Origin of the sequence: Paenarthrobacter sp. YIM B13468 (assembly GCF_042788025.1) — a bacterium.
In the GTDB taxonomy this organism is placed as follows: domain Bacteria; phylum Actinomycetota; class Actinomycetes; order Actinomycetales; family Micrococcaceae; genus Arthrobacter; species Arthrobacter aromaticivorans.
In genome coordinates this window covers 23789-35877 of sequence record NZ_JBHZPI010000025.1, presented here as the reverse complement: position 1 = coordinate 35877, position 12089 = coordinate 23789, and the positions used below count along the sequence as shown (strand labels likewise).

The following is a 12089-nucleotide window of genomic DNA, read 5'->3' as shown; positions in this document are numbered from 1 at the left end:
ACGCGATGGCACTTACCGCGTCGGTCAAGGACGAACTGTCCCGGCTGGACATCAAGAAATCTTCAGTCCGTAAAGCTGAGGTTTCGGCGATGCTCCGCTTTGCAGGGGGCTTGCATATTATTTCGGGACAAATCGTCATCGAAGCTGAGGTGGACCTGGCCTCCACGGCGCGGCGTCTGCGCGCCGCGATTGCCGAGGTTTACGGACACCAGAGCGAGATCATCGTGGTTTCGGGTGGCGGCCTGCGCCGCGGTAGCCGCTACGTGGTGCGCGTTGTCCGCGACGGCGAGGCCTTGGCCCGCCAAACAGGACTCCTGGACGGTCGCGGCCGCCCGGTACGCGGCCTGCCTTCTGTCGTCGTCAATGGGTCTGCGGCCGATGCGGAAGCCGTCTGGCGCGGAGCTTTCCTGGCCCATGGATCCCTGACCGAACCAGGACGTTCCTCGTCCCTGGAAGTAACCTGTCCCGGGCCGGAGTCCGCGCTGGCACTGGTGGGTGCCGCCCGCCGGCTGGGCATACAGGCCAAGGCCCGCGAAGTCCGCGGTGTTGACCGCGTGGTTATCCGTGACGGTGACACGATCGCCGCGCTCCTTACCAGGATGGGCGCACATGACGCCTTGATGGTCTGGGAGGAGCGGCGCATGCGCAAGGAAGTCCGGGCTACTGCCAACAGGCTGGCCAACTTTGATGACGCCAACCTGCGCCGCTCGGCGCAGGCTGCCGTAGCCGCCGGCGCCAGGGTGGACCGCGCACTTGAGATCCTGGGCGATGATGTTCCGGATCACCTGAAGTATGCAGGGGAACTCCGGGTCGCCCACAAGCAGGCAAGCCTGGATGAATTGGGCCGCCTTGCCGATCCCCCCATGACCAAGGACGCTATTGCCGGCCGGATCCGCCGCTTGCTCGCGATGGCCGATAAACGCGCGCTGGATCTGGGAATTCCGGGTACTGAAGCAAATGTGACTCCGGAAATGATGGACGAGTAGTTCCCGCCCATAGAATCGAGAGCGCGGAGGAAATACTGCGAGGTCGCCGCGGGTTGTTCCCGTTGGCGGCAGGAGCAAGCTTCCTCCCCAAGGATTTCCGGCTGGCCTGCCGGCCGGATGAACACAACGAGAGTTACCAAACCGGACTTCGGTCCATTACATTGGAGGATTTCGTGACAGAGTACGTTCTGCCCGAGCTCGGCTACGACTACGCAGCGCTTGAGCCGCACATTTCAGCGAAGATCATGGAACTGCATCACAGCAAGCACCACGCTGCTTACGTTGCAGGCGCCAACAACGCCCTCAAGCAACTCGCTGAGGCCCGCGAATCGGGTGACTTCGCCAACATCAACCGCCTCTCCAAGGACCTCGCGTTCCACACCGGCGGCCACATCAACCACTCCGTGTTCTGGAACAACATCTCCCCGGACGGCGGCGACAAGCCTGAAGGCGAACTCGCAGCCGCCATCGAGGACGCTTTCGGGTCCTTTGACGCTTTCCGTGCCCAGTTCACCGCTGCCGCACTGGGTCTGCAGGGTTCCGGTTGGGCCTTCCTGGCGTACGAGCCCATCGGTGGCAACCTGGTCATCGAGCAGCTCTACGATCAGCAGGGCAACGTCGCCGTTGGCACCACTCCGCTGCTCATGCTGGACATGTGGGAGCACGCGTTCTACCTGGACTACGTCAACGTCAAGGCTGACTACGTCAAGGCGTTCTGGAACATCGCCAACTGGGCAGATGTCGCCAAGCGCTTCGAAGCAGCCCGCGCCAACGCTACGGGCCTCATCGTCCTGTAGCTGGTGAGGCCCGATTCACGTTGATGTAACAAAAGTCACATTAACGCTGAAATGGGACCAAATACTGGAAAGCCTGCCCCCGCAGTTGCGGGGGCAGGCTTAGTTAAACGTAAGATGGGTCACGGAAGGCGGTTAGCCTTCAGCAACGTGGCTGGTCGCCCTCCGATCTGATAATCACCTCTGCCCAATGACGTGCGGGGTCTGTTAGTTGGAAATATTGATCCGACTCACTAGGCGTGCTTGCAAGAGCACCAAGGAGATTGACACATAGTGACCACCCGTATTGGTATCAACGGCTTCGGCCGCATCGGCCGTAACTACTTCCGCGCAGCACTGGCCCAGGGCGCAGACCTTGAGATCGTCGCAGTGAACGACCTCACCAGCCCTGAGACTCTCGCCCACCTCCTGAAGTACGACTCCGTCGGTGGCCGTCTGACCCAGTCCGTGGAAGTCAAAGAGGGCAACCTGGTTGTTAACGGCGAGTCCATCACGGTCCTTGCTGAACGCGATCCCGCAAACCTTCCCTGGGGCGAGCTTGGTGTGGACATCGTCATCGAGTCCACCGGGTTCTTCACCAAGGCAGCAGCAGCGCAGAAGCACATCGACGCCGGCGCCAAGAAGGTCCTCATCTCGGCTCCTGCCAGCGACGAAGACATCACCATCGTCATGGGTGTGAACCACGAGCTCTACGATCCCGCGGCGCACCACATCATTTCCAACGCATCCTGCACCACCAACTGCCTGGGCCCGCTGGCCAAGGTTGTCAACGACGCCTTCGGCATCGAGCGTGGCCTGATGACCACGGTTCACGCCTACACGGCTGACCAGAACCTGCAGGACGGCCCCCACGGAGACCTCCGCCGTGCCCGCGCTGCCGCTATCAACATGGTCCCCACCTCCACCGGTGCCGCAAAGGCCATCGGCCTGGTCCTGCCGGAGCTCAAGGGCAAGCTGGATGGCTATGCAATCCGCGTCCCCGTCCCCACCGGTTCCGCAACGGACCTCACGGTCACTGTTTCCCGCGAAGTTACGGTCCAGGAAGTCAATGCCGCGGTCAAGGCCGCTGCTGAGTCCGATCAGTTTGCCGGAATCCTGAGCTACACCGATGCTCCCATCGTCTCCTCGGATATCGTTGGCGACCCCGCTTCGTCGATCTTCGACTCCGGCCTGACCAAGGTGATCGGCAACCAGGTCAAGGTTGTTTCCTGGTATGACAACGAGTGGGGCTACTCGAACCGCCTCGTCGACCTCACGGAGCTCGTCGCATCCAAGCTGGGCTAGGGTAGACACATGACATCTCACACCCTCAACGAACTCATCGCTGAAGGTGTCCGCGGGCGGTACATTCTGGTCAGAAGTGACCTTAATGTGCCGCTCGACGGCTCTACAGTGACCGACGACGGCCGCATCAAGGCCTCGCTCCCGGTCCTTAAGAAGCTCTCGGACGCCGGTGCCCGTGTGCTCGTAACCGCCCACCTCGGCCGCCCCAAGGGCGCCCCTGAGGAAAAGTACTCATTGAAGCCCGCAGCCACCCGCCTGGCGGAACTTGCGGACTTCAACGTCCAATTGGCCGCTGATACGGTTGGCGACTCCGCCAAGGAACTGGCAGCTGCTTTGCAGGATGGCGAAGTACTCATCCTGGAAAACGTGCGTTTCGATGCCCGCGAGACCAGCAAGAACGACGCCGAGCGTGGCGCATTCGCTGACGAACTGGTTGCCCTGACGGGTGACAACGGCGCGTTCGTGGACGACGCCTTCGGCGCAGTCCACCGCAAGCACGCCAGCGTCTACGACGTCGCCACGCGGCTGCCCTCTTACCTCGGCGACCTCGTGCACACCGAGGTGGAAGTTCTCCGGAAGCTCACCGCAGACACGCAGCGGCCTTACGTCGTTGTCTTGGGCGGTTCCAAAGTTTCGGACAAGCTGGCAGTCATCGACAACCTCCTTGGCAAGGCAGACACCATCCTGGTTGGTGGCGGCATGCTGTTCACTTTCCTTGCCGCCGAAGGCCACAAGGTAGCTGGCAGCCTCTTGGAAGAAGATCAGATTCCCGTAGTGCAGGACTACCTGAAGCGTGCTGCGGACGCCGGTACATCCTTCGTGATTCCCACGGACGTCGTGGTCGCCAGCCGCTTCGCAGCGGATGCCGAGCATGAAGTTGTCCGCGCGGATGCCATCGAGGAAAGCTCCTTTGGTGCCTCCGGCATTGGCTTGGACATTGGGCCCGAATCGGCGTCTGCTTTTGCGGCGCAGATCGAAGGAGCCAAGACCGTCTTCTGGAATGGCCCCATGGGCGTCTTCGAATTCGAGGCATTCTCCAGCGGCACGCGGGCCATCGCGCAGGCCCTGACTGACACTGTGGCCTTCACGGTTGTCGGTGGCGGCGACTCGGCCGCAGCAGTAAGGACCCTCGGCTTCGAGGATTCCCAGTTTGGCCACATCTCCACCGGTGGTGGGGCCAGCCTGGAATATCTTGAAGGCAAGGAACTTCCGGGCCTCAGCGTCCTGGACCGCTAAACAGCAATCCGGCCGGCAGGACGCCCACGCGTCCTGCCGGCTGTTCCATTTATCAACGCATTCTTGGAGTTCATGTGACTACCTCTGCCAACGGCAACTTTGTCCGAAAGCCCTTCATCGCAGGCAACTGGAAGATGAACATGGACCACGTCCAGGGCATCACTTTGCTACAGAAGCTCGTCTGGACCCTCTCGGACGCAAAGCACGATTACAACCGCGTAGAGGTTGCCGTCTTTCCGCCGTTTACCGATCTCCGCGGGGTGCAGACGCTCGTACAGGGCGACGAACTCGACGTTGTTTACGGTGGCCAGGACCTGTCCCAGTTCGACTCTGGCGCCTATACCGGTGACATCTCCGGCCAGTTCCTGAGCAAGCTGGGCTGCGCATACGTTTTGGTAGGGCACAGTGAACGCCGGACCATTCACAACGAGTCCGACGATGTCCTGAATGCAAAGGTCAAAGCCGCGTTCCGCCACGGTGTCACACCGGTCCTTTGTGTGGGTGAGGGCCTCGAAATTCGTCAGGCAGGCACGCACGTGGAGCACACGCTGGCCCAGTTGCGCGCCGGTGTCGAAGGCCTCACTCCGGAACAGGCCGCTGAGCTCGTTGTCGCCTATGAGCCCGTGTGGGCTATCGGAACCGGTGAAGTTGCAGGTCCGGACGATGCACAGGAAATGTGTGCTGCCATCCGCGCCGAACTTGCCAAGCTCTTCGACGAGGGCGTGGCTGAAAAGACGCGCCTTCTGTACGGTGGCTCGGTCAAGGCCAACAACGCTGCCGCCATCATGGCAGAAAACGACGTTGATGGCCTGCTTGTGGGTGGCGCCAGTTTGGACCCAGCTGAGTTTGCTAACATTGTCAGGTTCGAGAGCCACCTCGTCACGGACTAGTCCGGCTCCCGTTTTCCGCTTCTTCGAAAGGCCGTCGTGGACGTTCTTCATGTCATCCTGCAGATCCTGCTGGGCGTAACCAGCCTTCTGCTGACGCTGCTCATTCTTCTCCACAAAGGACGTGGAGGCGGTTTGTCCGACATGTTCGGTGGAGGAATGAGCTCCGGATTGAGCTCTTCCGGCGTCGCTGAGCGGAACCTGAACCGCTTCACCATCATTCTTGGCGTGACGTGGGGAGTCGTCATCATCGGCCTGGGCCTGATCATGCGCTTCACCTCAGGTGGCGATTCCTAATAGTTCGCGCGGGAAGGCTCCTGCAAGGGAGCCTTCCCAGAATTTCGGAACCATTCGGCACCAAACACCAGTGCCGCCGTCGTACCCCTCGGATTAGACTGGGCCTGTTGGCCGTAAGGCCTACGGGCCGTGACGGCCAACCACCGAGTCGCTAGGGGTTCGAATATGGTTCATGGCACGCCTGGTTACCGGGGCACCCGCGTTGGTGTAGCACTCGGAACTGCTCCTCGACATCAAAGCGACCACGGCGATGGTGAACAACTGCCGCGTATTCGTGTCCCGTATTGGTGCGCCAAGGGACACGAGACGCGGCTTGTTTTCCTTAAGCTGCCGGACGAACAAATACCCAAGAACTGGGACTGTCCCAAGTGCGGCCTCCTTGCATCGAGAGACCCAGGCCAGGTTACGGAAACCCGGCCGGAAGATGACCTCTTCAAGTCGCACTTGGATTACGTTAAAGAAAGACGCTCCAGCCAGGATGCCGAAATCGTCCTGGCCGGAGCGTTGGAGCGGTTACGCGCCCGCGGGGTCCTTCCGGACCAACTGCTGGGGGACACGTGACGCCGCGTTTTCGTCGATGAGCCAAAGGGTCCTTGAACGCCCAACCGGGCCTGCTGCAGGAACCTGAACAGGGTTGGCCCCTGCCAAGGCAAGGCCCACAGCGCCGGCCTTGTCTTCGCCCGCTACCACCATCCAGATTTCCTGCGCCGTGTTGATGGCAGGCAAAGTCAAGGAGATGCGCGACGGCGGCGGCTTGGGCGAGTTTTCAACACCCACCACTGTACGGTTCTTCTCCCTGATGGCGGCCTGTTCCGGGAAGAGGGAAGCGACGTGCGCGTCAGGACCTACACCGAGCAGGAGTACGTCGAAACGCGGAAGGACGCCGGGCTCCTCCGGACGGGTATCGGACATGTCAGCTGCATGCTCTGCCTCAGCTGCTGCCTTCAGCCTGTCGGCATAGTCAGCCGCAGCATCATCAGCCGATGCGAATTCGTCCGAAGAACCGGGCTCATGGACCCGGGCAGGGTCAACCGGCAGGTGGGCGAGCAAAGCCTGGTGTGCCTGGCGGGTGTTGCGGTCATCGCTGTCTGCTGCAACAAAACGCTCATCCCCCCACCAGAAATTCACCTTTGACCAGTCGACAGCTGGTGCCGCGGCAGAATCCGCCACCGCCTTCAGGGTACCGATCCCGACAGTTCCTCCGGTCAGGACCACCGTGGCCTCACCGTGCTTGTCCTGGACATCCACAAGCTTGGTGATAAGGCGCGCCGCAATAGCCGCCATGAGCACCTTGGAATCGGGGTGGATACTTACTCTGGGATCAGCGTGCACTGGTCTGGACTCTCCTCTGACTGGTTAATGGCAGTCCCATCGTAATCACTTCTCCGAAGACTTCGTCGGGGTCCAGCCGACGGAGTTCTTCGGCGAGGCAATCCTTCAGGCTGCGTCGGGGGAGGGTGATGCGCTGTGCAGGCTGACCCGGCTGCGTTAGCTCGGCCACGGACAATCCCGGGCGGAAAAGCTGGACGTCACCGCTGGCACGCGTCATGCGGACGCGGCGGATTCCGGTACCAGCCGGATCGGCAACGATCGTCACAGGCGCTTGCAGGGCAAGGCTCAACCAGGCTGCCAGGAGCAGAGTGCTGGGAGAGTCCGAAGCACCTTCCACCGCTACGGCCGAGACGGGGTCCCCGTCCACCTGGTCGAACACGGCAGCAAGCTGCATGCGCCAGTTCGTCAGACGGGTCCATGCGAGATCCGTGTCGCCTGCCTTGTAAGTCCGGCGAATGTTCTCCAGTGCCAGGGCGGGGTCGGGCTCGTTCGCGGAGTCCGTGATGCGACGGTGCGCAATACGCCCGATGGACGTCTCGCAGGCGCTTTCCGGTGCGCCGTGGGGCCACCAGGCCACAATCGGTGCGTCCGGAAGCAGGAGGCCTGATACCAGGGACTCGCTTTCGTGGGCCATGTGTCCGAACCCCCGGAGGACGATGACTTCGGAAGCACCGGCGTCGCCGCCAACGCGGATCTGCGCGTCGAGGCGGTCCGGTGCTTCTGCCCCGGCATCGGCAAGCACGATGATGCGGCAGGGGTGTTCGCGGCTGGCCTCGTTGGCCGCCTCGATGGCGTCTTCTTCCTGCCCGGACTTCGTGACAACCACCAAGGTCAGCACCCGGCCCAGGGCGATCACGCCGCCCTGTTCCCGCAGCGACATGATCTTCTTGGAGATCTTGGAGGTGGTTGTGTCGGGAAGATCTACGATCATGGCCTTCTCCAGGTTCGTCCATCACGGGCAAGGAGTTCATCGGCAGAAGCCGGTCCCCAGCTACCGGGTGCGTACGGTTGCGGTTGTTCTTCCAGGCCCGCCCAGTACTCTTCGAACGGGTCCAGGATCTTCCAGGACAGCTCAACTTCCTGGTGGCGCGGGAAGAGCGGCGGTTCGCCCAGGAGTACGTCCAGGATGAGCCGTTCGTAGGCTTCGGGGCTGGATTCGGTAAACGAGTGGCCGTAGCCGAAGTCCATCGTGACGTCGCGGACCTCCATTTGCGTGCCCGGCACCTTGGAACCGAAACGGATCGTGGCGCCCTCATCAGGCTGGACACGAATAACTACGGCGTTCTGACCGAAGTCGTCATCGTTGTGATCGCGGAACAGTAGGTTGGGTGCACGCTTGAAGACAACCGCGATTTCGGTCACGCGGCGGCCCAGGCGCTTTCCGGCACGCAGATAGAACGGAACCCCGGCCCAGCGGCGGGTGTTAATGTCCACACGGATCGCGGCATAGGTTTCGGTCTTGGAATCAGCAGGAATGCCGTCCTCGTCCAGGTAACCGAGTACCTCCTCGCCGCCCTGCCAACCACCGGTAAATTGTCCCCGGGCGGAATGCGTGGACAAATCATCGGGCAGCTTGACGGCCGCGAGGACCTTTTCCTTCTCGGCACGCAGGTCATCGGCGTTGAAGGAAATAGGCTCTTCCATTGCCGTCAAGGCCAGGAGCTGCAACAGGTGGTTCTGGATCACGTCACGGGCCGCGCCCACGCCGTCGTAATAGCCGGCACGGCCGCCAGTACCGATGTCCTCGGCCATGGTGATCTGGACGTGGTCAACGTAGTTGGCATTCCAGAGAGGTTCGAACAGCTGGTTTGCAAAGCGCAGGGCCAGGATGTTCTGGACCGTTTCCTTGCCCAGGTAATGGTCAATCCGGAACACGGCATCCGGCGGGAACACTGACTCGACGATGTCGTTGAGCTGACGGGCTGACTCGAGGTCGTGACCGAACGGCTTTTCGATGACCACCCGGCGCCATTGCCCGGGCTTCGCCTGGGCCAGGCCATGCTTGGACAGCTGGCGGCACACCTGCTCGAACGCCTTGGGCGGGATAGAGAGGTAGAACCCGTGGTTGCCACGCGTGCCACGGGTCTCGTCCAGTTCCTCCAGGACGTCACCGAGGCGCTCAAAGGCGTCGTCGTCGTCGAACTCGCCCTGGACAAAGCGAATACCCGAAGCCAACTGTTCCCAGACGGCCTCATCAAACTTGGTCCTCGCATGGGCCTTGACGTTCTCTTTCACCTCCGCCGCGAAGTCGGCGTTGTCCCACTCACGGCGTCCGAATCCCACCAGGGCAAAGCTGGGCGGAAGCAGGCCGCGGTTGGCAAGGTCATAGACGGCCGGCATGAGTTTCTTACGGGCGAGGTCGCCGGTGACTCCGAAGAACACCAACGAGGACGGCCCGGCGATGCGGTTCAGGCGCCGGTCCCGCGGATCCCGCAAGGGGTTCCGCAGGCCGGCGTTCTTCCTGCCGTTTTCAGTTTCTGGCATGTTTGGTTTTGTGCCTTAGCTTTCGAGCGCGCTGGCCTGGCCGGCCAGTGCAGCGACGACTTCCTTGAGCTGGGCTACGCCGGCAGCACGTTCGGTGAGGTGCAGGCGCAACACGGGACGGCCATGGCCTTCCAGGACCTGGGCATCGCCCGAGGCCTGTGCAGCAATGAGCTCCCCGAACGTGAAGGGGCGGTCAGGAATTTCCAGGTCCAAAGACGATGCTGCGGTGATCTGAAGGAACACACCAATTGCCGGGCCGCCCTTGTGGAACTGTCCCGTGGAATGCAGGAACCGAGGGCCCCAGCCGAACGTCACCGGACGGTCGGAAACAGCGGCGAGTTCGTCACGGATGCCTTCAAGGGGTGCATGGGAGATGCGGTCCAGGTAAGCCTGGACGCTCAAGTAGCCGTCAGAGCCGAGCTGGGCCAGAAGTGCCTGGACGGCCTCGGCTGCCGTGGAAGCACTACCGAGCCAATCGCCGCCGCGAACTTCCACGACGCCGTCGGTGAACGCGGCCGGAGTGGGCTCAGGCCGGGCATCCAGCAGGCCGCGCGCGGCCACTTTGGCAGCCTCGACGTCGGGCTGGTCAAACGGGTTGATGCCCAGGAGCCGGCCTGCAACGGCGGTCGCGAATTCCCAAAGGAACATCTGGGAAGCCAGGCCACCTGCGATGGCGACTTCGTTTTCACGAAGTTCGACGTCGGCGTCCGCACTGACCAGCCGGACCACCAGGACGTCCTCAGCGCCGCCAAGAGCCTCGGGGGAATCCGGGCCCGCGACAACAGGCAGCACACCCGTGCCGAGCTTGCCCGTGGACTCCGCGATGAGCTGCTCGGCCCAATCAGCGAAGCCCACAATGCCGGAACCGTCCTCGGCGATGACGATCTTGTTGCGCAGAGGACTGGTGCCGCCCAGGGCGATGCCCAAGGCAAGACCAATGTTGTCCTCGGAATCCTCATTGAGGATTTCTGCCGCTTCCTCTGCCTCGTCCAGGAAAGATTGGATATCCACACCGGCCAGGCCACACGGGACCAGGCCGAACGCGGTAAGGGCGGAGAACCGGCCGCCGACGTTCGGGTCGGCGTTGAAGACCGCACGGTAGCCGGCTTCGCGGGATGCCTTGTCCAGCGGAGAACCCGGGTCCGTCACGATAATGATTCGACTCTTGGCATCGATACCGGCGTCGTTGAACGCTTTCTCGAAAACCCTGCGCTGGGAATCGGTCTCAACAGTTGAACCGGACTTGGAGGACACGACGATTGCAGTCGCCGCCAACCGGTCCGTCAAAGCAGCGCTGACCTGCTCAGGATCTGTGCTGTCCAGCACAGTCAGCTCGACGCCGGCGGTGCCGGCGATGACCTCGGGAGCCAAGGAGGAGCCACCCATGCCACAGAGGACAATACGGGATACGCCCTCGGCGCGGAGAGCATCGCGAAGTTCGAGAATGCTCTCCACCAAAGGTTGCGATACGGCGGCAGCCTCAACCCAGCCCAGACGGATGGCCGACTCGGACTCCGCTTCTGGACCCCACAGCGTGTGGTCTTTGGCGAAAATCCTCGTGGCGACCTTGTCGTCTACCAGGCTGGTGATGTTCTGGGCGATGGCCTGCTGCGCGGCACCGCTGGCGTCGTAGCTGATTGTGCTCATGGTTGGTTAGGAAGCCTTCCGTGCGGTGGCGAGGGCGCCTTCTACGTCGGCCAGGAGTTCCTTCCAGCTGGCCACGAACTTCTCGAGACCTTCGGACTCAAGCACGGCTACGACGTCGTTGTAGGAAACGCCGAGTGCTTCGAGTGCGTCGAGGGTCTGGTTCGCTTCTGCGTAGGTGCCGGTGATGGTGTCTCCGGTGACTACGCCGTGGTCGAACGTTGCGTCGAGGGTTTTCTCCGGCATGGTGTTGACCACGCCGGGGGCGACGAGTTCGGTGACGTACAGGGTGTCGGGGTAGGCCGGGTCCTTGACGCCGGTGGAGGCCCAGAGCGGACGCTGGGGGAGGGCGCCGGCTTCTGCGAGCAAGGCCCAGCGTTCGGTGGAGAACAGTTCTTCGTAGACCTGGTAGGCCAGGCGTGCGTTGGCGACGCCGGCCTTGCCCTTGAGGGCCTTGGCTTCGTCGGTGCCGATGGCATCCAGGCGCTTGTCGATCTCGGTGTCCACGCGGGAGACGAAGAAGGATGCCACGGAGTGGATCTTGGAGAGGTCGTGGCCGTTGTCCTTGGCCTGTTCCAGGCCGGACTGGAAGGCGTTGATGACGGCGCGGTAGCGCTCCAGGGAGAAGATCAGGGTCACGTTGACGCTGATGCCTTCGGCCAGGGTTGCCGTGATGGCTTCCAGGCCTTCCAGGGTTGCCGGGATCTTGATGTGGACGTTGTCCTTGTTGACCTTGCCGTGCAGGTGCTTGGCCTCGGCGATCGTGGCCTGGGTGTCCCATGCCAGGCGCGGATCCACCTCGATGGACACGCGACCGTCCACGCCGTTGGTCGCGGCAGCGATCGGTGCGAAGAGGTCGCAGGCGTCGGCGACGTCCGTGGTGGTGATCTCGAAGATGGTCTCTTCGACGCTGGCACCGGCTTCGGCCTTGGCTGCGATGGTGGCGTCGTAGTCCGTGCCGGTGGTGATGGCGGCGTGGAAGATGGAGGGGTTGGTGGTGACACCAACGACGTTCTTTTCGTCGATGAGCTTCTGCAACGTCCCCGTTTGGAGGCGGTTGCGGGAAAGGTCATCGAGCCAGATGGAAACGCCGGCGTCGGAGAGTTGCTGCGTGGGGGTGCTGGTCATTGTTTTCTCCTTGATAG

Annotated in this window: 12 protein-coding genes; 7 read left to right on the top strand and 5 right to left on the bottom strand. The window is 62.3% G+C overall.

The genetic code is table 11. The features are described 5' to 3' along the window. Positions 1-5 precede the first annotated feature (5 nt). The 7 genes from whiA (at position 6) to ACFX4T_RS20790 (ending at position 6045) form a co-directional block, all read left to right on the top strand. Positions 6-986, top strand: coding sequence for a DNA-binding protein WhiA (whiA, locus tag ACFX4T_RS20820; RefSeq protein WP_377653827.1), 981 nt, complete (start codon positions 6-8; stop codon positions 984-986). Positions 987-1159: 173 nt separating this feature from the next. Then, complete coding sequence (locus ACFX4T_RS20815; protein ID WP_216925790.1) at positions 1160-1783, top strand: superoxide dismutase; 624 nt, start codon at positions 1160-1162, stop codon at positions 1781-1783. Between the two features lie 270 nt (positions 1784-2053). Continuing rightward, complete coding sequence (gene gap / locus ACFX4T_RS20810) at positions 2054-3064, top strand: type I glyceraldehyde-3-phosphate dehydrogenase (protein ID WP_224090226.1); 1011 nt, start codon at positions 2054-2056, stop codon at positions 3062-3064. A gap of 9 nt (positions 3065-3073) precedes the next feature. Then, positions 3074-4300: a phosphoglycerate kinase gene (locus tag ACFX4T_RS20805; protein WP_223946065.1), complete on the top strand. Its 1227-nt coding sequence runs from the start codon at positions 3074-3076 to the stop codon at positions 4298-4300. Between the two features lie 74 nt (positions 4301-4374). Then, on the top strand, positions 4375-5190 hold the full coding sequence (tpiA, locus tag ACFX4T_RS20800; protein ID WP_216925787.1) for a triose-phosphate isomerase: 816 nt from the start codon (positions 4375-4377) through the stop codon (positions 5188-5190). A gap of 36 nt (positions 5191-5226) precedes the next feature. Next, a complete protein-coding gene (secG, locus tag ACFX4T_RS20795) occupies positions 5227-5484 on the top strand; it encodes a preprotein translocase subunit SecG (protein ID WP_216925786.1) in 258 nt (85 codons plus the stop codon). Positions 5485-5649: 165 nt separating this feature from the next. Then, positions 5650-6045, top strand: coding sequence for an RNA polymerase-binding protein RbpA (locus ACFX4T_RS20790; protein ID WP_216925785.1), 396 nt, complete (start codon positions 5650-5652; stop codon positions 6043-6045). Here the strand turns inward: ACFX4T_RS20790 and pgl are convergent. From pgl to tal, 5 genes are read right to left on the bottom strand one after another with little or no spacing between them, the layout of a single operon-like run. Next, positions 5998-6816, bottom strand: coding sequence for a 6-phosphogluconolactonase (pgl, locus tag ACFX4T_RS20785; RefSeq protein WP_216925784.1), 819 nt, complete (start codon positions 6814-6816; stop codon positions 5998-6000). The genes ACFX4T_RS20790 and pgl overlap by 48 nt on opposite strands. Beyond that, positions 6806-7747 (bottom strand): glucose-6-phosphate dehydrogenase assembly protein OpcA, encoded by a 942-nt coding sequence (locus tag ACFX4T_RS20780; RefSeq protein ID WP_216925783.1) that lies wholly within the window; start codon positions 7745-7747, stop codon positions 6806-6808. Before ACFX4T_RS20780 ends, pgl begins: the two co-directional genes overlap by 11 nt. Continuing rightward, positions 7744-9300 carry a glucose-6-phosphate dehydrogenase gene (zwf, locus tag ACFX4T_RS20775; RefSeq protein WP_216925782.1) on the bottom strand — a complete coding sequence of 519 codons (1557 nt, stop codon included), beginning with the start codon at positions 9298-9300 and terminating at the stop codon, positions 7744-7746. The genes ACFX4T_RS20780 and zwf overlap by 4 nt, the downstream gene beginning before the upstream one ends. A 15-nt stretch (positions 9301-9315) precedes the next feature. Next, positions 9316-10947 carry a glucose-6-phosphate isomerase gene (locus ACFX4T_RS20770; RefSeq protein ID WP_377653823.1) on the bottom strand — a complete coding sequence of 544 codons (1632 nt, stop codon included), beginning with the start codon at positions 10945-10947 and terminating at the stop codon, positions 9316-9318. Positions 10948-10953: 6 nt separating this feature from the next. Next, positions 10954-12072 carry a transaldolase gene (gene tal, locus ACFX4T_RS20765; protein WP_223946062.1) on the bottom strand — a complete coding sequence of 373 codons (1119 nt, stop codon included), beginning with the start codon at positions 12070-12072 and terminating at the stop codon, positions 10954-10956. Positions 12073-12089: the final 17 nt, after the last annotated feature.